The 23,783-nt window shown below is 75.9% G+C and carries 19 protein-coding genes; 16 read left to right on the top strand and 3 right to left on the bottom strand.

Annotated elements, in window-relative coordinates; genetic code table 11:
- The first annotated feature begins 127 nt into the window (after window positions 1-127).
- The 14 genes from AB0C99_RS36505 to AB0C99_RS36570 all read left to right on the top strand — a co-directional run bounded on the left by AB0C99_RS36505 (window position 128) and on the right by AB0C99_RS36570 (window position 17,542).
- The gene (locus AB0C99_RS36505) at window positions 128-469 is read left to right on the top strand and encodes a hypothetical protein (RefSeq protein WP_362484307.1); all 342 of its coding nucleotides are present in this window, start codon (window positions 128-130) and stop codon (window positions 467-469) included.
- A 103-nt stretch (window positions 470-572) separates the two neighbouring features.
- Window positions 573-1,970: an MFS transporter gene (locus AB0C99_RS36510; RefSeq protein WP_362484309.1), complete on the top strand. Its 1,398-nt coding sequence runs from the start codon at window positions 573-575 to the stop codon at window positions 1,968-1,970.
- Between the two features lie 11 nt (window positions 1,971-1,981).
- Window positions 1,982-2,803: a 4'-phosphopantetheinyl transferase superfamily protein gene (locus AB0C99_RS36515; protein ID WP_362484311.1), complete on the top strand. Its 822-nt coding sequence runs from the start codon at window positions 1,982-1,984 to the stop codon at window positions 2,801-2,803.
- Between the two features lie 163 nt (window positions 2,804-2,966).
- On the top strand, window positions 2,967-4,985 hold the full coding sequence (locus AB0C99_RS36520) for an NAD-binding lipoprotein (RefSeq protein WP_362484312.1): 2,019 nt from the start codon (window positions 2,967-2,969) through the stop codon (window positions 4,983-4,985).
- A 75-nt stretch (window positions 4,986-5,060) separates the two neighbouring features.
- Window positions 5,061-5,735: a beta-glucanase gene (locus tag AB0C99_RS36525; RefSeq protein ID WP_362484314.1), complete on the top strand. Its 675-nt coding sequence runs from the start codon at window positions 5,061-5,063 to the stop codon at window positions 5,733-5,735.
- Between the two features lie 77 nt (window positions 5,736-5,812).
- Window positions 5,813-6,664 carry a hypothetical protein gene (locus AB0C99_RS36530; protein WP_362484316.1) on the top strand — a complete coding sequence of 284 codons (852 nt, stop codon included), beginning with the start codon at window positions 5,813-5,815 and terminating at the stop codon, window positions 6,662-6,664.
- Between the two features lie 160 nt (window positions 6,665-6,824).
- On the top strand, window positions 6,825-8,198 hold the full coding sequence (locus AB0C99_RS36535) for a lipase (RefSeq protein ID WP_362484318.1): 1,374 nt from the start codon (window positions 6,825-6,827) through the stop codon (window positions 8,196-8,198).
- Between the two features lie 9 nt (window positions 8,199-8,207).
- Window positions 8,208-9,233: an alpha/beta hydrolase gene (locus AB0C99_RS36540; protein ID WP_362484319.1), complete on the top strand. Its 1,026-nt coding sequence runs from the start codon at window positions 8,208-8,210 to the stop codon at window positions 9,231-9,233.
- Window positions 9,230-10,684, top strand: a complete 1,455-nt coding sequence (locus AB0C99_RS36545) for a carboxylesterase family protein (RefSeq protein ID WP_362484321.1) — start codon at window positions 9,230-9,232, stop codon at window positions 10,682-10,684. The genes AB0C99_RS36540 and AB0C99_RS36545 overlap by 4 nt, the downstream gene beginning before the upstream one ends.
- Before the next feature lie 179 nt (window positions 10,685-10,863).
- Window positions 10,864-13,560, top strand: coding sequence for a class IV lanthionine synthetase LanL (gene lanL / locus AB0C99_RS36550; RefSeq protein WP_362484323.1), 2,697 nt, complete (start codon window positions 10,864-10,866; stop codon window positions 13,558-13,560).
- 56 nt (window positions 13,561-13,616) lie between these two features.
- Window positions 13,617-13,772, top strand: coding sequence for a VenA family class IV lanthipeptide (locus tag AB0C99_RS36555; protein ID WP_362484325.1), 156 nt, complete (start codon window positions 13,617-13,619; stop codon window positions 13,770-13,772).
- A 119-nt stretch (window positions 13,773-13,891) separates the two neighbouring features.
- Window positions 13,892-14,968, top strand: coding sequence for an ATP-binding cassette domain-containing protein (locus tag AB0C99_RS36560; protein WP_362484327.1), 1,077 nt, complete (start codon window positions 13,892-13,894; stop codon window positions 14,966-14,968).
- Window positions 14,965-15,816 (top strand): ABC transporter permease, encoded by an 852-nt coding sequence (locus AB0C99_RS36565; protein ID WP_362484329.1) that lies wholly within the window; start codon window positions 14,965-14,967, stop codon window positions 15,814-15,816. Before AB0C99_RS36560 ends, AB0C99_RS36565 begins: the two co-directional genes overlap by 4 nt.
- 328 nt (window positions 15,817-16,144) lie before the next feature.
- Window positions 16,145-17,542, top strand: coding sequence for an APC family permease (locus AB0C99_RS36570; protein ID WP_362484331.1), 1,398 nt, complete (start codon window positions 16,145-16,147; stop codon window positions 17,540-17,542).
- Between the two features lie 89 nt (window positions 17,543-17,631).
- On the opposite strand, the gene AB0C99_RS36575 is transcribed toward AB0C99_RS36570, so the two are convergent.
- Complete coding sequence (locus AB0C99_RS36575) at window positions 17,632-18,981, bottom strand: solute carrier family 23 protein (protein WP_362484333.1); 1,350 nt, start codon at window positions 18,979-18,981, stop codon at window positions 17,632-17,634.
- The gene (locus AB0C99_RS36580) at window positions 18,978-20,102 is read right to left on the bottom strand and encodes an aryl-sulfate sulfotransferase (RefSeq protein WP_362484335.1); all 1,125 of its coding nucleotides are present in this window, start codon (window positions 20,100-20,102) and stop codon (window positions 18,978-18,980) included. The genes AB0C99_RS36575 and AB0C99_RS36580 overlap by 4 nt, the downstream gene beginning before the upstream one ends.
- Before the next feature lie 206 nt (window positions 20,103-20,308).
- On the opposite strand from AB0C99_RS36580, the gene AB0C99_RS36585 reads away from it, so the two are divergent.
- Together AB0C99_RS36585 and AB0C99_RS36590 are read left to right on the top strand one after the other, a co-directional pair.
- Complete coding sequence (locus tag AB0C99_RS36585; RefSeq protein WP_362484337.1) at window positions 20,309-20,890, top strand: XRE family transcriptional regulator; 582 nt, start codon at window positions 20,309-20,311, stop codon at window positions 20,888-20,890.
- Window positions 20,891-21,015: 125 nt separating this feature from the next.
- Window positions 21,016-21,894 (top strand): serine protease, encoded by an 879-nt coding sequence (locus AB0C99_RS36590; RefSeq protein WP_362484339.1) that lies wholly within the window; start codon window positions 21,016-21,018, stop codon window positions 21,892-21,894.
- Window positions 21,895-21,978: 84 nt separating this feature from the next.
- On the opposite strand, the gene AB0C99_RS36595 is transcribed toward AB0C99_RS36590, so the two are convergent.
- Window positions 21,979-23,670, bottom strand: coding sequence for a DEAD/DEAH box helicase (locus AB0C99_RS36595; RefSeq protein WP_362484341.1), 1,692 nt, complete (start codon window positions 23,668-23,670; stop codon window positions 21,979-21,981).
- Window positions 23,671-23,783: the final 113 nt, after the last annotated feature.

Raw genomic sequence — 23,783 nt, forward strand, 5'->3', positions numbered from 1 at the left:
ACGGCCTGGAGCGCCTCGCCGAGGCCCTCGCCCTCGAACTGCGGCTGCTGATCAGCGCCCTCGGCAAGTACGCGCCCGCCGCCCTGGCCCCGGACGACCTCTGGGACCCGGCCCAGGGAGCGGTCCCGTGCTGAGGCCGCCTCGCCGCCGGGCCTCCCGCACCGTGCGCGCCCGCTTCTCGGTGCGGGAGACCCCCGGCGTCACCGTCGGCGCCGCGGGCCGCGCCCCGCTGCCGTACGGGGTCGACGGCGCCGCCCGGACCACCGCGCAGCGCGTCCTCGCCGAGGCGGGCCGCGGCTACCTGGGCGGCCACGTCGAACTCCAGGCGCCCCGGGGCCTGGCCCCCCGCGCCCTGCGCCGGGCCACCGGCCGCGCCGTCGCCCTCGCGGTGGCCGCCACCCTGCACGGCACCCCCCGCACCCTCGCCACCCACCCCCGGGTCCACCCCCGGGTCCACCCCCACCACTGACCGACCGCGGCCCCCGGGGGCCCGCCCGGCCCCCGCCCACGACGGCACCACCCACCCACGCGCCCCGCATCCGCCCCGTACCCGCCCACAGAAAGCCGACCCCATGGCCACGCCCCTCGCCGATCCGCCCGCCCCCGCCGTCGACTGGCGCCGCATCAGCAGCCTCGTCGTCGGCCAGGCCGCCGTCCAGGCGGGCAGCTTCGCGCTCCTCATCGCCATGAGCTGGACCGCCGTCCAGCTCGGCGGCCGAGGCGCCGTCACCGCCGTCACCCTCTCCGCGACCCTGCCCCGCGCCCTGCTCCTGCTCTTCGGCGGCGCCCTGACCGACCTCCTCGGCCCGCGCGCCCTCCTGCTGCGCGCCACCAGCCTCCGCGTCGTCGTCCTCGCCGCCGGTGTCGTCGTCACCGCCACCACCCACACCCTGTGGCCGCTGATCGTCATCGCCCTGATCGACGGCACCCTCCTCGGCCTCTCCGGACCCGCCTCCGGCGTCCTGCTGCCCCACCTGGCCCCCCAGGAGCACCTGGGCCGCGCCAACTCCCTCTTCTCCATGGTGCTGCGCCTCGCCCCGATCGCCGGCTCCCCGCTCGGCGCCTGGCTCGTCGTGGTCGGCGGGCTGCCCGGCGCGATGACCGCCGCCGCCCTCGGCTGCGCCCTCTGGCTCGGCTGCGCCGCCCACGTCACCCACGGCATGAAGCGGCCCGAGACCCCGGCCCCCGGCGGCCCCTCGCTGCTGCGCCGCTCCGGCGACGGCTTCCGGCTGCTGGCCGCCCACCCGCGGCTGCGCTGGATGTTCGTGGCCTGCTTCGCCATGGACCTCGCCTTCCTGTGGCCCGCCGAGGTCGCCCTGCCGCTGCGCGCCTCCGACCAGGGCTGGGGCGTCGGCGCCGTCGCCTTCGTCCTCGCCGCCTTCAGCGCGGGCGCGCTCGCCTCGGCCGCGCTCGGCGCCGCCCTCGCCCACCGCATCCCCACCCACCTCAAGCTCGTGGTGACCGGCACCGGCCTCGCCCTCGGCATGGGCGCCATGGCCCTCGTGCCCTCGCCGGGCCTGCTGGCCGCGGCCGCCGCCGCCGTCGGCCTGCTCTCCGGCCTCAACGGCCCCGCCCTGGTGACGGCCTACCAGCAGGCCGTGCCCGAGGGCCGGATGGGCGCCGCGATGTCCACCTTCGCGCTGTCCGGGATCGGCGCCGCGCCGCTCTCCCTGGCCGTCTTCACCCCGCTCTCCCTGCACCTCGGGGTGACCGGCACCTGGCTCCTGTGCGCCGGCCTCGCCCTCGTCTCCCCGATCGCCGCCGCCTTCGCCCTGCGCGCGGGCACCACCGGCAAGGCCGCAGAGAAGTCCGTCGATAAGGCCGCCGAGAAGTCCGCCGAGAAGGCCACTGGGAAGGCCGATGAGGAGCGCACCGAGGAACACCCCGACCAGCGCGCCGACCAGCGCGCCGACGAGCGCGCCGACGACCGCATCCGTACCGCACCGGAGACCACCGCCACGTCCGTGTGAGGCAGGCAGACATGACCCCGCAGACCCCCGCACCACCGCCCACCCTGTACGCCCCCGGGCCCGGGTCCGAACCGGCCGCCCCCTCCCTCCACCTGTACGTCCCCGCCGCCGGCCTGCCCGCCGCCCCCGGCCCCGTACTCCTCCGTCCCTCCCCGCTCCCCGTCCTGCCCTCGGCGCCCGTGCTGCCGCCCGGGCCGCGGGCCGGCCGGCCGCAGCTGTGGCTGGTCGCCACCGAGACCCACGAGGACAGCGCCGCCCGCTACGCCTCCCTCGTCCTCGACGCGCAGGAGCTCGCCAAGGCCGGGGAGTTCCGGCGGCCGGGGGACCGGGCCACGTACCTCTGCGCGCACGTGGGGCTGCGCCGGCTGCTCGGCGCCCACCTCGGCGTCGCGCCCCGCGGCGTCACCGTCGAACGGGCGCCCTGCCCCTGCTGCGGCGAGCCGCACGGGCGGCCGGTGCTCCCGGACGGGCGGCTGCACTTCTCGCTCTCCCACTGCGAAGGGCTGAGCCTGATCGCCGTCGCCACCACCCCGGTCGGCGTCGACATCGAACGGATCCCCGCCCCGCACCTGGTCGGCGAGCTCGCCGAGGTCCTGCACCCCGACGAGTCCGCCGAACTGGCCGCCCTCGCCGCCGAGCTGCGCCCGGCCGCCTTCGCCCGGGTGTGGACCCGCAAGGAGGCGTATCTGAAGGGCACCGGCGTCGGGCTCGGCGCCGACCCCTCGGCCGAGTACGTCGGCGCGGGACCCGTCCCGGCCGCCCCGGCCGGCTGGTACCTCGCCGATGTCGCCGTACCCTCCGGCCACCAGGCGGCGGTCGCCGTCCGCCGCTGACGCCTCCCCCCGGGCCGACGTGCCCCGCCCCGCCCACCGGCGGGGCGGGCGGGCCGGCCCGGCGGCGCGCGGCTCGAACACCTGACACCAGGCCGCCTGCCCGAAAGGATGAATGGCGGCCGACGACGGCGTTTCGCCCCGGTGCCGGCGTCACCCTGCTGAGGTGCGTAAGGAGCGCCGGTCCACGGTCCCGCCCCAGCGGACGAGCCGCCCCGCGGCCGTTCCGCCCCCGTCCGCCCCCGTCCGGGCCCGCCCCCGGTACCGGCCCGATCCGCCGCTGCGGGACCGCACGCGGTACTGGATCGACCGGACCGTGGTGAAGGGGATGACCGCCGCCGCGGGCTGGCTGGCGCTCGTCTGCCTCGCCGTGGTGGCCCCGGCGAGCGCCCTCCTCGTCTGGACCGACGCCGGCTCGCCCGTCACCTTCCGGGGCAAGCTCGCGAGCGTGTGGCGCACCGCGGGCCAGACCCTCCGGCTCGGCGGCGAGGGCGGCCCGCCGCTGCGGATCGCGCTCTCCGTGCTGCTCGCCCTGGTCTCCCTGCTGTACGTCTCCACCCTCGTCGGGCTCGTCACCACCGCCTTCACCGACCGGCTGACCGAGCTCCACCGGGGCCAGTCCACCGTCGTCGAGCGCGGCCACACCCTCGTCCTCGGCTGGTCCGAGCAGACCCCGACGCTCGTCGCCGAACTCCTCGCCGCGCACGCCCAGCGGCGCCGGGGCGCCGTCGTCGTCCTCGCGGACCGCGACAAGCCGGAGATGGAACGGGAGTTACGGGCGGTGGCCGCCGCGGCCGGGACCCGCCGGGTCCGGCTGCTCTGCCGCCGGGGCAGGCCCGCCGACCCGGCGGCCCTCGCCCGGGTCGGACCCGCCGCCGCCGGGACGGTCGTGGTGCTGCCGCCGGACACCCCCGAGGGCGACACCCAGGTGGTCAAGACGCTGCTGGCGGTACGGGCCGTGGTCGGCGACGCGCGCCCGGTGCGGATCGTGGCGGCCGTCCGGCAGACCCGCCACCTCGGCACCGCGCGGCTCGCCGCCGGGCCCGGCGCGGTCGTCCTCGACGTCGACGGCATCGCCGCCCGCGCCCTCGTGCAGTGCGTGGCGGAACCCGGCCTCGCGCCCGTCCTGGAGGACCTGCTCGACTTCGCGGGCGCCGAACTGCACGTCCACCGGGTCCCCAGGCTCGTCGGGCGGACCTTCGCCGAACTGCGGGCGGCCTGCGCGGACGCCTGCGTCCTCGGGGTCGTACGCCCCGACGGCACCCCGCTCCTCAACCCGCCGCCGCGCACGGTGCTGCGCCCCGGCGACGCCGTCGTCGTCCTCGCCGAGGACGCCGCCCCGCCGACCTGGACCGCGGCCCCCGCCGCGCCGCCGCTCCCGGCTCCGGCGCCGGCGCCGCGCGGGCGGGACGGGGCGCGCGCCTCCCGCCGCGTCCTGGTCGTCGGCTGGAACCGGCGGGGCCCGGAGATCGCCGCCGCCCTCGCCCGGCAGGGCTGGGAGCCGGTCCGGGAAGACGGCCCGGGCGACTCGGTCCCGGGCGGCCCGGGACCGGGCGGCCCGCTCCTTGGCCCGGTCCAGCCCGGCCGGGTCCCCGCCCCGGCCCCGTATCCGGCGGAGTCCGTCCCTCCGCTCCCCGCCGCCGACGCCGTGCTCGTGCTCGGCGGGCCGGACGGGCATCCCGATCCGGACGAGCACACCCTGGTCTCCCTGCTGCGGCTGCGGGCCGCCGGGCGGGGGCCGGGGCCGGGGGTCCCGGTCGTGGCCGAGCTGACGGAGTCCCGGCACCGGCCGCTCGCCCCGGTCGGCCCCGGCACCGACCTCGTCGTCGGCGGGCGGCTCGTCGGGCTGCTGCTGGCCCAGATCTCGGGCACCGCCGAACTGGCCGCGGCCTTCGGCGAGCTGTTCTCCCCGGACGGCCACACGGTCCGGCTCCGCCCCGTCACCGACTACGTGCCCGCCGGTACGGAGGCGTCGTTCGCCGCGCTCGTCGAGGCCGCCGGGCGGCGGGGCGCCACCGCGCTCGGCTACCGGCCGGGCGACACCCGGGTCCCGCTGCTCAACCCGCCGAAGGACGGCGTCCGCACCTGGTCGCGGCAGGACGCCCTGATCGTCGTCGCCCCCGCGAGGACGTCCCGGGGCCGCCGGTCCGAGGCGCCCGGCGTGGCGACTACCGGACAGGAGTGAGTGATTCCGCATCGGTCCGCGTCCGCTGGGCACAACTGCGGCAGTACCACCGGCAGCCGATGTGAGGGAGCGCGCATGTCCACCTGGCCGTCGCCCGAGGAACCCGTCTTCACCGCGGACTTCAGCTCGCCCGACCAATGGGTCGCGGGCCGGAGCTGGGCCTATCCCAACGGGGGCCCGGTCAACCCGGGCGACAACAAACTGGACCACCTGGTCGACGACCCGGCGTACAGCCGCGGCGGGGTGTTCCGCGCCACCCGGCGGCGCGACGGGCTCTGGGACACCGGCCTGCTGACCACGGAGGGCAGCCGCGAGGGCTTCCAGCTCCGCACCGGCGACACCCTGGAGGCCAGGGTCCGGCTCCCCGAGGAGACGGGCGCCTGGCCCGCGATCTGGACCTGGCGCGACGGCGGCCAGGAGGTGGACGTCTTCGAGTACCACCCCGACAATCCCGACCTCCTCGAACTCAGCAACCACGTCCGCAACACCCACCGCTACCACCGCTCCTCCGCCGTCCGGCCGGGCGGCTGGATCGACCTGCGCGTCGACTTCGGGGCCCGCTCGGTGACCTGGGCGCTCGACGCCGAGGAGGTCTTCGACGACCGGCGGGGCGTGGGCCGGAGCTGGCACGCCTACCTGATCGTCAACCTCTCGGTCTGCGCCGGCCGCTACCACCCGGCCCCCGACCCGGGCACCCGGGAGATGTCGTACGAGGTCCGCGATCTGAGGGTGTTCCGGTCCGGCGGCTGAGCCGGGACACTCCGTACGGGCGCCCCCGCGCGGGGGCTCGGCCGGCGGCCGGCGAGCGGGAGGGGACAGCGGTGGGGATGGCGATCGCCGTGGTGACGGTGGTAGCGGTGGCGGTGCTCCTGGCGGTCGTCCGGCAAGTGCTGCTGTATCCGTGCCGGCCCGCGGGCTGGCAATACGCATTCGGGGCGGCGCACGCGGACCTGCGCAAGGGGCTGCGCGCCGTGCACCGGGAGCGGCGCCGGATCGTGCGGGAGCACCGCGGGCAGCGGGCGCGGGCCGCGCGGCGGATCGTCGACGTCACCGACCACGGCACCCGGCGCGTGGGCGAGCTGGACGGGCGGCGCAGGTCGCTGCTGGGGCACGAGCGGGGCGCCCCGCTCGGCGAGCGCGTCGGCGAGGTCCGCCTGTTCGAGCGGGAGGTGCGGCTGTACAAGGAGCGGCCCGGGGGAGCGGCCGGGCCGGGGGGCGCCGACGGCACGTCCGGCGACGGCCCCGACGGGGCAGAGCTGCGGCTGCGGCTGCCACTGGCCGGGCTGCGGGAGGTCCGCATCGACGCGCTCCGCACGTTCCTCTTCCTGGTCTTCGTGCGGCCGGACGGGAAGGAGTCCTCCGCGAAGTTCCCCCGGGACCGCTTCGACGAGGCCACCGTGCAGGAGCTGCGGGAGCGGATCCACAACCAGGTCAAGGCGGAGACCGAGGCCCACGCGCGGCGCCGGGAGCGGGCCGAGCGGCTCGCGCGGGAGATCGAGGCGGAGAAGGCCGGCACCGAGGAGCTGAGGCGCGCCGCCGAGGCGGAGCGCGACGAGCTGATCGAGGCCCAGCGCGCGGACGGGAGCCTCGCGCTCGCGGTGACCGCGTGGAAGGCGGAGGCCGAGCGGTGGGGAGCGACGACCGGGCGGCCCCCGGTGTGGCGGCCCTGGCTCGTCTGAGCCCCGGGCAGTGGAGGGAGCCGCCATGTGGGCGGCTCCCTTTGTGTGGGGCGGCGCCATGCCCCCGTGTCGTGGCGCCCGCCTAGCGTGTCCCCACCCGGTGCCGGGGCGGCACCGGGCGGACGCGCCGCGGGCGCACGACCGGGGAAGAGGCCGGGACATGGCCGGAAGACGGAGCCTGGGGCTGGGCCGGCAGGGCTGGCGTGACGGGCGGGGCTGGCGGGCGCGGGCCGGGCGCGCCCTGGCGGTGGCGGGGATCGTCGCGGCGGCATGGGCGGGACCACCCGCCACCGCCGGAGCCGCCCCGGCGGCAGCCGACGCGGCCGGAGCCGCCCCGGCCACGGTCGCCGCCCCGCCCCCGTACCTCACCCTCGAAGCGAGCTACGGCGCCGGGACCGTCACCAACGGCTGGAGCCGGGTCGAGCGCTACGCCGACACCACCCCCGGCTTCCGCGCCGAGGGCTTCCCGGCGGACGGCCGGGGCGACCAGGACGGGGTGCGCGTCACCTACTTCGGCGGCGCCGCCCGCCCCTCGTCCGGGAAGTTCCTCCTCTACTCCGCGCCCGGCTGGGACACCGGCACCCGCACCACGCCCGTCCTCCTGGTGCACGGCGCGAACGACACCGCCGACCGCGCCTGGGCCAACCCCGGCGAGTCCGGCGGCTACGGCTGCGGCGCCGCGAGCTGCCCGTCCACCGGCCTCATGCAGTACCTCTCCGCGCGCGGCCACCGCGTCTTCGCCGTCGGCTTCGCCCACAAGCAGGGCGACAACCTGATGCAGGCGCAGGTCGTCGGCGACGCCGTCGCCCTCGTCAAGGCCAGGCTCGGCGTCACCCAGGTGGACCTGGTCGGCTGGAGCAAGGGCGAGATGTCCACCCGGGCGTACGTGTCGTCCGTGAAGCCGGCCTGGGGGCGCGCGTACGCCGGTGACGTGCGCCGCCTGATCACCGTCGGCGGCCCGAACGGCGGCTACGACTACCCGTACGCCCACGGCTGGGCCCACGACTTCTCCATCTGGCCCGAGTGCGGCGGCAAGGTCAACGCGCCCTCCCCGCACTCCCACATGACCTGCTACGGCCTCTACACCGCCCACCCGGAGTTCTCCTTCACCCCCTCCGGCGGCCAGGACAACTATCCCGGCCAGCGCCAGATGCTGGCCCGCTGGGACGGTGTCTACGGTGTCGACGGCGCCGCCCAGGACTGGTACACGACCTACTACGGCGGCCAGGGCTTCTACACGGCGGGCGGCGGCATCCAGGCGGCCATCGACGCGGGGTCGCTCATCGCCCCGCTGCACGGCGCGGGCGTGCCCGCCTCCGTCACCACGTACCTGCTGGCGGGCGGCTCCGCCGACATCGTCGGCATCTTCAACGAGAACCGCGGCCCCAGCGACGGAGTCGTCTTCACCGCGAGCGCCCTCGACACCACCGGCATCCCCACCGTCGGCGGCAAGGCCACCGTCGCCGCCGCCAACCACCTCGAACTGGGCTGGCACACCACGGCCGCCGCCCAGATCGCCGCCTGGCTCTCCTGAAGGACCGACATGAACGCGCTCCGCACCCGCCGCGTCGCCACCGCGCGGCTGACCCAGCAGATCACCGACCTCCGCGACGAGGGCGAGCCCGTCCTCTTCGTCCACGGCAACGTCTCCACCTCCGCCTTCTGGCACACCAGCCTCACCGCGCTCCCCGACCGCTACCGCCCCATCGCCGTGGACCTGCGCGGCTTCGGCGGCACCGACCCGCTGCCCGTCGACGCCACCCGGGGCGTCCGGGACTACGCCGACGACCTCGCCGCGCTCCTCGACACGCTCGGGATCGACGGCGCCCACCTGGTCGGCTGGTCCATGGGCGGCGGGGTGGCCATGCAGTTCCTGCGCGACCGTCCGGCCGCCGTCCGCTCGCTGTCCCTGGTCAGCCCCGTCTCCCCGTACGGCTTCGGCGGCACCCGCGGCCCCGAGGGCACCCTCAACTCCCCGGACGGCGCCGGATCGGGCGGCGGCACCGCCAACCCCGAGTTCGTGCGCCTGCTCGCCGAGGGCGACCGGGGCGAGGACTCCCCGCTCTCCCCGCGCGCCGTCCTCGCGAGCTGCTACGTCAAGCCGCCGCTGCGCCCCGCGCACGAGGACACGTACGTCGAGGCCATGCTCACCACCCGCACCGGCGACGGCCACTACCCCGGCGACAGCACCCCGTCCGACGCCTGGCCCGGCGTCGCGCCCGGCACCCGGGGAGTGCTCAACTGTCTGGCCCCGGTCCACTTCCGGGTCGACGACCTGCACCTGGTCGAGCCGAAGCCGCCGGTCCTGTGGATCCGCGGCGAGGACGACGTGATCGTCGCCGACACCTCCCTGTTCGACCTCGCCCACCTCGGCTCCGTCGGCGCCGTGCCGGGCTGGGACGGCACCCCCGCGCAGCCGATGGTCGCCCAGACCCGGCACGTCCTCGACCGGTACGCGGCGGCCGGCGGCAGCGTCCGCGAGGTCGCCGTCCCCGGCGCGGGCCACGCCGTCCACCTCGAACGGCCCGAGGAGTTCGGCGCCGCGCTCGCCGAGGTGCTGTCGGCATGACCGTGCGCACCACCCGGCAGGGGGCGGTCCGGGGCCGCCCCCTGCCCCACGGGGTGACCGCCTTCCTCGGCCTGCCCTACGCGGCCCCGCCCTTCGGCGCCCTCCGCTTCCGCGCGCCCGCCCCGCCCGCGTCCTGGACGGGCGTGCGGGACGCCACGGCCTTCGGCCCGGCCGCGCCGCACGCCCCCTACGCGCCGCCCTTCGACGCGCTCGTCCCGGACTCCGCCGCGACCGGCGAGCACTGCCTGAACCTGAACGTCTGGACCCCCGCCCCCGAGCGCGGCGCCGGACTGCCCGTCATGGTGTGGCTGCACGGCGGGGCGTTCACCAACGGGGCCGGCTCGCTCCCCGCCTACGACGGCGCCGCCTTCGCCCGCGACGGCGTCGTCTGCGTCACCCTCAACTACCGGCTCGGCGCCGACGGCTTCCTGCGGCTCCCCGGCCACCCCGACAACCGGGGCCTGCTCGACCAGATCGCCGCCCTGCGCTGGGTCCGGGACAACATCGCGGGCTTCGGCGGCGACCCGGACCGGGTCACCGTCTTCGGCGAGTCGGCCGGCGCCATGAGCATCGGCGTGCTGCTCACCGAACCGGCGGCCCGGGGCCTGTTCCGGCGTGCGATCCTCCAGTCCGGGGCCTGCCACCACACCCAGCGCCCCGCCTCCGCCGGGCTCATCGCCGCCCGCCTCGCCCGGAAGCTGGGCATCACCCCGGACCCGGCCGCCTTCGCCGCCGTCCCGCTCGACGAACTCCTGCCCGCACAGGCCGAGTTGCGCGGCGAGGTGAACGCGCGCCCGGACCCGGCGCTGTGGGGCGAGGCGGCGCTCGACATGATGCCGTTCGAGCCGGTCAGGCCCGCGCCCGCGCTCCCCGGGCCCGAGCTCGGGGTCGACCTGCTGATCGGCTCCAACCGCGAGGAGTACCGCCTCTTCCTGGTCCCCACCGGCCGTCTCGACGTCCTGCCCGGGACCACCCTCACCGCCCTGACCAGGGCCTACGGGCTCGATCCCGACACCGCCCTGCCCGTCTACGAGGCCGGGCGCCCCGGCGCCTCCCCTGGTGTGCTCCTCGACGCCGTCGCGACGGACTGGTTCTACCGGATCCCCGCCGTCCGCCTGGCCGAGGCCGTCCCCGGCTCGCACCTGTACGAGTTCGCGTGGCGCTCGCCCCGGTTCGGCGGGACGCTCGGAGCCTGCCACGCGCTGGATCTGCCCTTCGTCTTCGACCGCCTCCAGGACCCGGCCTACGCCCCGCTGCTCGGCGACCGGCCGCCCCAGGAGCTCGCGGACGCCATGCACGGGGCGTGGGTCCGCTTCGCGGCGACCGGCGACCCCGGCTGGGCCGCGTACACCCCCGAGCGCCGGACGACGATGGAGTTCGGCGCCGACGGAGCCGTGCAGGTGGAGGACCCGCGCGCCCGCGAACGCGCCCTCTGGGAGGGGGTGCGCTGAACGAAGTGCGCCCCGTAGTGCGCCGCCGCACGCCCTTTCCGCGCGGTCGCGCCACAAGGTGGCACACGAGAGGCGTGCGCTCGTCGAATCAAGTGAATCCCGTGGCAGGTGTGTTGGTATGACAAGAGCGTCGGGGCACGCTCCCCCTCAGCGGTGCACACCCGTTGAGAGGGATGAGCATGACGACGCAGGCCACCGAGTCCGAGCTGGAGCTCCTGCTCCACGGCGCACTGAGCGCCATGGGACTGGACGAGAGCTGGACGAGCGAGTCCGACGAGAACTGGTGCCGGGTGGCACCGCTCTCCGCCACCGGACGCGCCCAGGGCTGGAAGCTGCACGTGTCGGCGACGGCCGCCTCCGCGCCGGCCGTGCTCGCCAAGGCCCTGGAAGTGCTGCTGCGCGAGACCTCCGTGTTCAAGTTCGCCCGCTCCCTGGAGCAGGTCGGCGCGCTCAACACCCGCGCCACGCCCCGCGGCAGCTCGGGCAAGTTCCTCACCGTCTACCCGGCGTCCGACGCCGACGCGGCCCGCCTCGCCCAGGACCTCCACACGGCCACCGAGGGCCTCGCCGGACCCCGGATCCTCTCCGACCGGCCCTACGCCCCGAACAGCCTGGTCCACTACCGCTACGGCGCCTTCGTCGGCCGACGGCGGCTCTCCGACCAGGGCCTGATGGTGTGGTACATCGAGGACCCCGACGGCAACCCCGTGGAGGACCGGCGCAGCGGTGAGTACGCCCCGCCCGCCTGGGCCGTCAGCCCCTTCCCGGACACCGTCCCGGTCGCGCCCCCCAAGGAGGAGGCGGCACGGCGCCCGGTGCTCCTCGGCGGCCGGTTCTCGGTCCGCGAGGCCATCCGTCACACCAACAAGGGCGGCGTCTACCGCGCCACCGACACCGGCACCGGCGCCCCCGTCGTCCTCAAGGAGACCCGGCCGCACGTGGAGGCCGACGCCGCCGGCGGCGACGTCCGCGACTGGCTGCGCGCCGAGGCCCGCACCCTGGAGAAGCTGAGAGGCACCGGGCTCGCCCCGGAGCCGCTGGCGATGTTCGAGGTCGGCGGGCACCTGTTCCTCGCCCAGGAGGAGGTGCCGGGCATCCCGCTGCGGACCTGGGTCGCCGAGCACTTCCGCGACGTCGGCGCCGCCCGCTACCACGCGGACGCCCTCGCCCAGGCCGGACGGCTCGTCGAGCTCGTCGAGGCCGCCCACGCCCAGGGCTGCGTGCTCCGCGACTTCACCCCGGCCAACGTGATGGTCCGCCCCGACGGCGCCCTGCGCCTCATCGACCTGGAGCTCGCCGTCCTCGCCGACGACGAGGCCCTGCCCACCCGGGTCGGCACCCCCGGCTTCAGCCCGCCCGAGCGCCTGACCGACGCGCCGGTCTCCCCGACCGGCGACTATTACAGCCTCGGCGCCACCCTCTGCTTCGTCCTCACCGGCAAGGTCCCCAACCTGCTGGAGGAGGAGCCCGCCGACCGCCCGGCCGAGACCCGGCTCGCCGCCTGGCTCGACGCCTGCGCCGCGTCGCTCGGACTCTCCGAGGCCCTGCGCGCCGCGGTCCTCGGCCTGATGCGCGACGAACCGGCCGCGCGCTGGACCCCCGCCAGGGCCCGCGACGCGCTCCGCGAGAGCTGTACGGGCGGGCCCGCCGCGACCGCCGACCCCCGGACGCTCCCGGCCCCGGCAGCCGCGGCCGGCGCCCCCTCCGACGCCGAGGCGACGGACGCCGTCATCGCCGGAATGGTGCGGCACCTCGTCGACACCATGGACCCGGACGGCGACGCGCGCCTGTGGCCCGTCTCCACCAAGGCGGGGGAGACCGACGCCTGCACCGTGCAGCAGGGCGCGGCCGGTGTCCTGGCCGTGCTCACCCGGTACTTCGAGACCACGGGCGACGACCGCCTGCCGCGGGTGATCTCCGCCGCCGGCCGCTGGATCGCCGACCGCACCCCCACCCGCTCCACCCGCCCCGGCCTCCACTTCGGCGGCGGCGGCACCGCCTGGGCGCTGTACGAGGCCGGCCGCGCCGTCGACGAGCCCGCGCTGGTCGAGCACGCCCTGGCGCTGGCGCTCGCCCCCCAGGACCGGACCCCCAGCCACGACATCACCCACGGCTCGGCCGGCAGCGGCATGGCCGCCGTCCACCTGTGGCACCGCACCGGCGACCCCCGCTTCGCCGAGCGGGTCGCCGAGGCCGCCGACCGGCTGGTCGCCGCCGCCCGCGTGACCCCGTCCGGGGCGAGCTGGCCCGTGCCCGCCGAAGCCGTCGTCGCGGAGGCCGGCAAGCGCTACCTGGGCTTCGCCCACGGCAGCTCCGGCATCGGCTGCTTCCTGCTGGAGGCCGCCGCCGTCACCAAGAACCCCGACCACCGTGAGCTCGCGGTCGCGGCCGGCGAACACCTGGTGGCCCACGCCGTCCTCGTCGGCGGCGCCGCCCAGTGGCCGGCCCAGGAGACGGACGTGCCCACCGCCCCGTACTGGTGCCACGGCTCCGCCGGCATCGGCTCCTTCCTCGTCCGCCTCTGGCGGGCCACCGGCGACGAGCGCTACGGCGCCCTCGCCCGGGCCGGGGCCCAGGCCGTGACCGAGCGCGCCTCCCGCGCCGCCCTGACCCAGTGCCACGGCCTCGCCGGCAACGGCGACTACCTCCTCGACCTGGCCGAGGCCACCGGCGACCCCGCCTACCGGGCGATGGCCGGCGAGCTGGCCCGCCTGATCGTGTCCGAACGCACCCACCGCGGCAGCCACGTCGTCTTCCCCAACGAGTACGGGGACGTCTCGACGAGCTGGAGCGACGGGTCCGCGGGAATCCTCGCGTTCCTCCTGAGGACCCGCCACACCGAGCCCCGGCACTGGATGATCCAGCAGCCGGTCTGAGCGACGGGGAAACCCCGCCGCCCATCTCAGAAGAGTCAGAAGAGAAGGAGAATGTCATGGAGAACCAGGACTTCGAGCTGCTGGCCCACCTGCACGCCCTTCCGGAGACCGAGCCGGTCGGTGTCGACGGCGACTCGTTCAGCGGAACGTGCGCCTGCGTCGGCCTGCTGACGGTGCTCAACACCATCTGTATCGGCATCAGCTGCGCGTAGCGGCCTCTCCCCTCCGGCCGGCGGCGCCCCGTGGCAGCCGCCGGCCGGAGCGGGATCCGCGCGCGGAACCCGACGGACCCCCACGAGCCCGACGCAGCCGACGGTGAGGACGAGACCCCATGCAGCCAACCGCCGGTGACGACGACCGCACCGCGACCGCCCTGCTGACCGGAGCCCCCGCCGGAGCCCGCACCCCCGCCCGCCCCCCGGAGCCCGGCGCCGAGCCGGCCGTCCGCACCCGCGGCCTCGTCAAGAGCTACCCCGGCCCCGACGGCACCGCCGTCGACGCCGTCCGCGGCCTCGACCTCGACGTGCGCGAGGGCGAGATCTTCGCCTTCCTCGGCCCCAACGGAGCCGGGAAGTCCACGACCATCTCCCTGCTGTGCGCGCTCGCCCGCCCCACCTCCGGTCACGCCACCGTGGCCGGCTTCGACGTCGCCACCCGGCCGCACGACGTGCGCCGCCAGGTCGGCATCCTCTTCCAGCACAGCGCCCTCGACCCGGACCTGACGGTCGAGCAGAACCTGCGCGTGCACGCCCGCCTCTACGGGCTGAGCCGCCGCGAGGTCCGCCGCCGCACCGCCGAGGTGCTCGAACCCGCCGGCCTCACCGACCGGCGCCGTTCCCCCGTACGCGCCCTGTCCGGCGGCATGCGGCGCCGCCTGGAGATCGCCCGCCAGCTGCTGCACTCCCCGAGCGTGCTGTTCCTGGACGAGCCGACGACCGGGCTGGACCCGCACGCCCGCGCGCAGATCTGGGCGCACCTGCGGGAGCTGCGCGACCGGCAGGGCAGCACCCTCTTCGTCACCACGCACTACCTGGACGAGGCGGAGAACTGCGACCGCATCGCGATCATCGACCACGGGCGGCTCGTCGCCCAGGGCACGCCGCACGCGCTCAAGGCCGCCATCGGCGACGACCGGGTCGTGCTGCGCACCAGCGACGACCCCCGCGCCCGCGAGATCGTCGCCGACGCGGCCCCGCCGGGCCACCCGGTCACCGCGGACGCCGAGGGGACCTGGCTGCGGGTGCCCGACGGCAGCACCTGGATCCCGCGCCTGTGCGCCGCCCTCGCGGGCCACGGCATCGCCGTGCACGCCGCCTCCGCCACCCCGCCCACGCTGGACGACGTGTTCTTCCACCACACCGGCCGCAGCATGCAGCCCGCCCCGGCCGCCCCCGGAGGAGCCCGATGAGCGCCGTCACCCTGCGGCCCGCCGCCACCGACCGGGGCTCGGCGCCCCGGCTGCGCCAGGAGCTGCGGGCGGTGCACGCCCTGGTCCAGCGCGACCTGCTGCGGCTGGTCTGCCAGCGCTCCCACACCGCGCTCGTCCTGCTCCAGCCGGTGCTCTACCTCTTCGCCCTCGGCGGCGGGCTCGCCGCCCTGATCCCGCAGGCGTCCCTGGGCACCGGCTACCAGACGTATCTCTTCCCCGGCATGCTCGTCATGACGGTGCAGACCCCCGCGATCATGGTCGGCATCCGGCTGATCACCGACCGCCAGAGCGGCTACCTCCGCGAGCTCCTCATGGCCCCCGTCAGCCGCTCCACGCTGCTCCTCGGAAGCTGCGCCGGAGGCACCGTCGTCGCCGCCGCCCAGGGCGCCGTGCTGCTCTGCCTGGCCGGCCCGGTCGGCCTGCCGTACGACCCGGTCCTCCTGCTGCTGCTCCTCGGCGGGATGCTGCTCGCCTCCTTCGCGATCACCGCCCTCGCCCTGGCGCTCGCGGTCACGCTGCGCGCCCCGGAGACCTTCCACACGCTGCTCAGCCTGCTGATGATGCCGCTGCTCTTCCTGTCCGGGGCCTTCTTCCCCCTGGACTCCCTGCCGGGCTGGGCGCGCGCCCTGGCGACCGTCAACCCGCTCGCGTACGGAGTGGACCTGCTGCGCCGCTGCGTCTCCCTGCGCGTCCCCGGGCAGGCGGCCGTCGGCGGCCCCGAGTGGGCGGGCGGCCCGCCCCCGCTGCTCCTGGAGGCCGGGCTGCTGCTCGCGCTGGGCACGCTCACCCTGCTGTGGGCCGCCCGCCGCTTCGGCCGCCCGGAGTAGGGCGCGGGGGAGCGGGCGGAGGAGCGGGCGGGGCAAGGCCCGGAGCGGGGCCCGGAGCCGTACCCGGGGTAAAGCGCGGGAAAAGTCCTGGTGCGAGGGCTGCGGTTCCCGTATGCGCCGACGACGGCTTCTTAGCGCGTTCTTAGCGCCCCCGGTGGGTCCTCAGGCATCCTGGAACAACGGATTCCGCAGCGGGACACCCATTGACCAGCGGTTCCGCCCGAGCTTCCATTCAGCCCGGGAGCCACGGACCCATCTGACACCGGACGCCTCGGAGGCGATACCGCTCCCGCTCGGAAACACCGCTCGCACCGATCGGAACCGCCTGATGACGGACACCCTCAGCGCCCCGCACGCGTTGGCCCCCCCGACCGAACCCGTGCCGCAGAAACTCAAGCGTTCCATCGGTGTCGTGGGCGGCACCCTCCTCACGCTCTCGTGCGTGACCCCCGCCTCGACCCTCTTCGTGGTCGTCCCCGACCTCTTCGACGGCGTCGGCACCTACGCGGCGCTCACCATCGCCATCGGCTCGCTGCTCTGTATCGGCGTGGCGTTCTGCTACTCCGAGCTGGGCACCCTGATCCCGAGCGCGGGCGGCGAGTACGCCATCGTCTCCACCCTCTCGGGCCGGCTCGCCGGCTGGCTGGTGTTCGTGCTGTCGCTGCTGGTGGTGATGATCGTTCCCCCGGTGATCGCCATGGGGACCGCCGACTACCTCGCGCCCCTGGTCCACATCCCGGCCCCGCTCGCCGGTGCCGGCGTCATGATCCTCGCCACCCTCGCGGGCCTCCTCGACCTGCGGGCCAACGCCTGGATCACCGGCATCTTCCTGGTCCTGGAGGTCGTCGCCGCGGGCATCGTCGCGGTCCTCGGCTTCTCCCACTCGCAGCGCGGCGTCGGCGCCCTGGTCCACGGCGAGGTCGCCTCGGCGGGCGGCGGGCACTCGCTGGTCACCGGCGCCATGGTGGTCTCCGGCCTCGCCATCGCCCTCTTCGTCACCCAGGGCTTCTCGACGGCCGTCTACCTCTCCGAGGAGCTGGAGAACCCGCGCCGCAACGTGGCCCGCACCGTCCTCGCCACGCTGGCCATCTCCACCGCCGTCATCCTGGTCCCGGTCATCGCGATCACCCTCGGCGCCGGCGACCTGGCGACCCTCACCGGCGGCGACATCAGCGGCATGATCACCGCCTGGTCCAACTCCGCCGTCGGCACCTTCATCAGCCTCTGCGTCGCGCTGGCCATCGTCAACGCGGGCATCGTCATGGTCATCCAGAACTCCCGCGTCCTGTTCGCCTCCGCCCGCGACAAGGCGTGGCCGGAGCCCGTGAACAACGCCCTCTCCCGCCTCGGCCGCTTCGGCTCCCCCTGGGTGGCCACCCTCGCGGTCGGCGTCCCCGGGGCGGCCCTCTGCTTCGTCAACCTGGACACCCTGTACGGCGTGACCGGCGTCTCCGTCACCGGCATGTACCTGCTGGTCGCCGTCGCCGCCCTGTTCAGCCGCCGGGGCGCGCACCGCGAGGTCCCGGCCTGGCGGATGCCGCTGTGGCCGGCCGTGCCGGTGCTCCTCATCGGCGTCCTCGCGTACGTCCTGTACATGCAGGACACGGAGTACCTGCTGTGGACCGGCGGCATCACCGCCGTCGCGACCCTCTACTGGGCCCTGTACCTGCGCCCGCGCCGCGACACCCGCTGGCTGGTCAGCATCCCGGAGGACGAGCAGCTCTGAGGCGTCCCGCACGGAAACCGGCCCGGGGGCCGGAGCGGCACACACCGCTCCGGCCCCCGGGCGTTTCCGTACGGCGACCCCGCGCGAGGTCACGGCGCCTCCCCGGGGTCCGGCGCCGGACCCCGCGCGCGGCCCAGGAGCGCGGTGAGGAGGACGGCGGTGAGCGTGCCGGCCACGACGCCGCTGCCGAGGACGGTGCGGGCCCAGCCGGGGAAGCCCGCGTACAGGTCGGGGACGAGCAGCGGCAGCAGCCCCACGGTCAGGGCGAGGGCGGCGGTCAGGGAGCCGTTGCCGCTGCCGGAGAGGTCGGCGCGGCGGAGCATCTCGACGCCCATCACCGCGATCACGGCGTACACCACCAGCGCGGAGCCGCCGACGACCGCCTCGGGGATCCCGGCGAGGGCGCGGGAGACGGGGGTGGCGACGCCGAGGACGATCAGCAGCACGCCCGCGCCCGCCGTGACGAAGCGGCTGCGGACCCCGGTGAGGCGCCCGATGCCGATGTTCTCGGCGCTGGTCACCATGAGGGAGGTGCCGAACAGGCCGCCGGCCAGCGAGACCAGGGCGTCGGCGCGGGCGACCCGCGGCACGTCGCGCCCCGGGTCGGGGGTCCGGCCGACGGTCTCGCTGTTGAGGACGGTCTGGCCGGTGATCTCGGCCAGCGTGGTCAGGCTGAAGATCAGCAGCGGCAGGGCGGCGACCAGGTCGAAGCGGGGCGTCCCGTACGGCAGGAGGGCGGGCAGCGCGAAGCCGTCGCCCGCCGCCGGGGTGAAGGCGCCGAGCCCGGTGACCACGGCGACGAGCGTCCCGGCGGCCATCCCGATGAGGACGGCGGTCTGCCGCCAGACCCCGCGCAGCAGGACGTACGCGGTGACGGTCGCGGCGACGGTGAGGGCGGCGAGGAGCACCGCGCGCGGCTCGCCGGTGCCGTCGGGCCCGGTGACGAGCCGGGCGGCGACGCGGATCATCGCCACGCCGATGAGCAGCACGGTCACGCCCATGACCAGGGGCGGGAAGAGCCGCACGATCCGCCCGTAGAGCGGCAGGACGGCCACCAGGAGGGCCGCCGCGAGGAGGACGGAGCCGGTGGCGGTGGCGGCGCCGTGGTCCTGGGCGATCTGGAGGAAGAGCGCGGTCGCCGCGCCGCCGGGCAGCATGACGAACGGGAGCCGGCCGCCGATCCGCCAGACCCCGAGCGACTGGAGCAGGGCGCCCGCGCCGCACAGCAGCAGCACGGCGCTGAGCAGCGAGGCGGCGGCGCCGGGGGAGAGCCGCAGGGTCCCGGCGACGAGGAAGACGGTCGAGACGGGCGCGGCGATCATCGCCAGCACGTGCTGCGCGGCGAGCGGCAGCAGCCGGTGCGCCGGTACGGGGGCGTCGGCGGGGTCCGGGGCCGGTGCGGTCGCGGTGGCGCCGTCGCGCGCGGGGGCGGCGGTCATGCCGTGGCCTCCAGCCAGGGGATCTCCTCGGCGGTGTAGCGGTAGGCGCGGAAGACGGCGTTGGGCTCGGCAGGGAACAGCCCGCGGACCTCGCTCTCCGCGTAGCCCGCGAAGTACGGCACGACGTACTCCCAGCACAGGTAGCCGTCCCTGGTGACCTCGAAGAGCCGCCCGGAGGGGGAGTCGGTGACGAGGGTGTTGCCGTTGGGCAGGCGCTGGGCGGAGCCCATGAAGGGCGCGAAGAAGAACTCGCGGGCCGGGTCGCGGTAGTCCCAGACGACCTCCCCGGTGGCCCGGTCGAGCTCGACGACCCGGGAGTGGGGGACGTCGTGGCCGGGCCGGAAGACGCCGTTGTCGAAGACGAGCAGGCGGCCGTCGGCCAGTTCGGTGGGGGCGTGCTGCTGGCTGACGGTGCCGGGGCGGCTGCGCCACAGGACCGCGCCGGTCGCGCGGCTGATGACGACGACGGCGGAGACGCTGCGCAGGCTGGCCAGGATGTTGCCGTCGCGCAGCGGGGTGACGCTGTTGATCAGCGGCCAGTGCTCGCGGGCGTACGCCTCGTGCAGCGGGTACTCCGCGCGGTCGAGGTGCTCGGCGGCGCGCCAGGACCACAGGAGCTCGCCGTCCGGGCCGACCTCGCGGATGGTGTCGGCCCAGACGGTGCCGCCCGCGGCCTCGGAGCCGGGCACCCCGCCCCGTACCGCCGCGGCGTCCCCGCCGGTGAGGGCTTCGAGGGCGGTGTACAGGACGCGCCCGTCGTCGAGGTGGTGGGCGTCGTGGTGCTGGAGGGGGTCGCGGTGCTCGCTCAGGACCGTCCCGTCGGGCGCGGCCTTCAGCATCACGCCGCCGCGGTACTTGTGCCACATCGGGAACAGGGCGCGCTCGCCCGGGAGTACGCCGTTGTAGGCGAGGGTCCCGTCGGTGAGCAGCCGGGCGTGCCGGCCGGGTCGGTAGGGCAGCTCCCAGCGGTGCGCCTCGCGGCCGTGCAGGTCGACGAGGTGGACCTGACCGGTGCCGGTGAGCGGGGCGTAGAGCGTGTAGCCGGGGGAGGCGGTGTCCTCGTCGAGGGCGATGAGGCCGGTGGGGCGCCGGCGGCGGGAGTTCTGGTCGATCACGGGCATGGCGGGGCTCGCCTCCAGGGCGTCGAGTTGTCAAAGTTTCTTTGATGAGAGCAACCGACTTTGAAGCTAGAGGTGTCATGTGACGGGCGTGTGTCAGCCGTGCGAAACCGTCTCCGGACCGGCGGCGCGGGCGGCGTAGGGTGCCGTTGAGCGGCGGGAGCGCGCGCCGGTCGGCGCGGGGCGGGGGAAGGGCGGGCGGAGGCGACATGGACGGTGCGAACACGCCGAGGGTCGGGGCGGCCGTGCGCCGCCGGCGCCGCGCGCTGGAGCTGACGCTCGCCGATCTGGCGGGGCGGAGCGGGCTGTCCTCGCCGTTCCTCAGCCAGATCGAGAACGACCGGGCGCGGCCGAGCATGCGCTCGCTCCAGCGGATCGCGGACGCGCTCGACACGACCGCCGTGCAGCTGCTGGCCGCCTCCGACGAGACCCGCACGGTCGAGGTGGTCAGGGCGGGCGACGGCGGCGGGCTGGCCGCGGGCGGGACCGGCGGGGACGGGGCGGGCGCCGCGCGGGTCCGGCCGCTGGTGCGCGGGCGGCACCAGTTGCACGCCCTGGAGTTCACCGGGGAGCAGGAGGCGGACCGGGAGTTCCGGCACCGCAACGACGAGCTGATGTACGTGGCGGAGGGCGCGGTGGAGGTCGAGGCCGAGGGCCGGATCCACCGGCTGGGGCGCGGCGACTCCCTGCTGATGTCCGGTGGCGTCCGGCACCGCTGGCGGACCGCCGAACCGGGCACGCGGGTGCTGGTGGTGGCGGTGGGGGACCACGTGGAGGTGCTGGGCGGCTGAGCCGCGGGGCGGGCCCGGGGGATGGCTCGATTCGTGACGCCCTCTTGTGGGTTGGGGCCGCTGTTCTAAGAATGCACATGACAACCGGAGGATCTTCGGTTGCATGTCCAGAGGGGAACCCCCACATGAAGAAGCCTCTCGTCGGCGCCCTGCTCGCGCTGCTCCTGACCGGAGCGGGCGCGGCCCCGGCCCTGGCGTCCGCGCCGCCGCAGGCCCCGGCGGCCCAGACCAAGGCCCAGACCCAGGCCCAGCCCAAGGCCGCGGCGGCCCTCGCCGTCGACTACGCGGGCACCGTCGCGCTCAGCAACTGCTCCGGCTCGCTGGTCCGGATGCCGAACTCGCAGCCCTCCGACCCCGGCCTGATCCTCTCCAACGGGCACTGTCTGGAGTCCGGGATGCCGGGCGCCGGACAGGTCGTCAAGGACGTGGCCTCCAGCCGCTCCTTCTCGCTGCTCAACTCGGCCGGCACCAAGGTCGCCACGCTGCGCGCGAGCAAGATCTCGTACGCCACGATGACCGACACGGACATCTCGATCTACCAGCTCACCAAGACGTACGCCCAGATCCAGAGCCAGTACGGCATCGCGGCCCTCACCCTCAACGACGCCCACCCGACGCAGGGTTCGTCGATCAAGGTGGTGTCCGGCTACTGGAAGCGGATCTACAGCTGCAACGTCGACGGCTTCGTCTACCGCCTCAAGGAAGGCGAGTGGACCTGGAAGGACTCGGTCCGCTACACCTCCGCCTGCAACACCATCGGCGGCACCTCCGGCTCGCCGGTCGTCGACACCACCACCGGCAAGGTCGTCGCCGTCAACAACACCGGCAACGAGAGCGGCCAGAGCTGCACCCTGAACAACCCCTGCGAGGTCGACCAGAACGGCGCCGTGACGGTCCGCCAGGGCATCAACTACGCCCAGGAGACCTACACGATCGTCCCGTGCGTCGGCGCGGGCAACGTGATCGACCTCAACCGCCCCGGCTGCACCCTGCCCAAGCCGTAGCGGGCACGCCGAAGCCCCCGGCGGTACGGGGCCCCTCCTCGGAGGGACCCCGCCGCCGGGGGCTTCGTCGTCGTGCGGGCCGCCTCAGCCCGCCGCGCCGCGCCGGCCGCCGCCGGTGCCGCGGGCGGAGTCGCCCCGGCCGCGGCCGGAGCCGCCGCCGGACGCGCCCGTGCCCGCGCCGCGACCGGCGGAGCGGCCGCCGGTCCGGCGCTCGCCGCCCTGGGGACCGCCGCCGCCCTGGCCGCCGCGCCGCGTGCCCGCGCCCGCGGCGGTGGTGCCGCCGCCGGCCGGGCGGCGCCGGGACCGGGTGCCGGAGCCCTCGGCGGACGCCGCGGCGGCGCCGGAGCGCCCGCCGCCCGCCGCGCGGGTCCGCCGGCCCTCGGCCGGGGCGTCCGCCGCCGGGGCGCCGCCGCCCCGGGAGCCGTTCTTCGGGCCGGACCTGCGGGCCGGCCGCGCCGCCTTCGGCTGGGTCGGTTGCGGCACGTCGAGGACGACGGGCACGCCGGAGGGCTCGCGGGCGCCGGTGATCTCCGCGAGCTGCGGGTCGCTGGACGTGACGCGGGTGGTCAGCGGGCGGATCCCCGCGTGGGTCATGAGCTGCTGGACGTCCCGCTTCTGCTCCGGCAGGACGAGGGTGACCACGCTGCCGGAGGTGCCGGCGCGGGCGGTGCGCCCGCCGCGGTGCAGATAGTCCTTGTGGTCGGTCGGGGGATCGACGTTCACCACGAGGTCGAGGTCGTCGATGTGGATGCCCCGGGCCGCCACGTTGGTGGCGACCAGCGCGGTGACCTGGCCGTTCTTGAACTGGTCCAGGGTCCGGGTGCGCTGGTTCTGCGAGCGCCCGCCGTGCAGCGCGGCGGCCGGGACACCCGCCGTCAGCAGCCGCTTGGCGAGTCGGTCGGCGGCCCGCTTGGTGTCGATGAACAGGATCACCCGGCCGTCACGGGCCGCGATCCGCGTCGTGACGGCCTTCTTGTCGGTCTCGTCCGGCACGTGCAGCACGTGGTGCTCCATGGAGGTCACCGTGGCCGCGGACGGGTCGGTGGAGTGCACGACCGGGTCCTTGAGGAAGCGCTGGACCAGGCGGTCGATGTTGCCGTCCAGGGTCGCCGAGAACAGCATGTGCTGGCCGCCGGGCCGCACCTGCTGGATCAGCCGGGTGATCTGCGGCAGGAAGCCCATGTCGGTCATCTGGTCGGCCTCGTCGAGGACCGTGATCCGCACGTCGTCCAGGACGCAGTCGCCGCGCTCGACGAGGTCGTTCAGCCGCCCGGGGGTGGCCACCAGGACCTCGGCGCCGCGCCGCAGCGCGTTGGCCTGCTTGGTCACGGACAGGCCGCCGACCACGGTGGTGAGCCGCAGGTTGACCGCCGTCGCGTACGGGGTGAGGGAGTCGGTCACCTGCTGGGCGAGCTCCCGGGTGGGCACCATGACCAGGGCCAGCGGCGCCTTCGGCTCGGCCCGCAGCCCGGCGGTGCGCGCGAGCAGCGCGAGCCCGAAGGCGAGCGTCTTGCCCGAGCCCGTACGGCCCCGGCCCAGCAGGTCGCGGCCGGCCAGCGAGTCCGGCAGCGTGGCGGCCTGGATGGGGAACGGGGCGGTCACGCCCTGCGCGGCGAGGGTCTTCAGCAGCGCGGCGGGCATGTCGAGGGCGGCGAAGTCCTCGACGGGGGGAAGACCGGGGGTGGTGTTCTCCGGCAGCCGGAACTCCCTCGGCGGCGCCACGGGGGCGGGGGACGACTTGGCACGCCGGTTCGGCTTCGGGGCCTTGCGGGACATGTGGGGGCTACCTTCCTGGAGAACAGCGCAAAACCGGGGTCCGCACCGAACGGCGCGCCTCGAAGACGAGCGCGGAGACGCAGGCGGCGAGCTCGGCGGGGCTGAGCCCCTCC

This window comes from Streptomyces sp. NPDC048659, from assembly GCF_040650575.1.
In the GTDB taxonomy this organism is placed as follows: domain Bacteria; phylum Actinomycetota; class Actinomycetes; order Streptomycetales; family Streptomycetaceae; genus Streptomyces.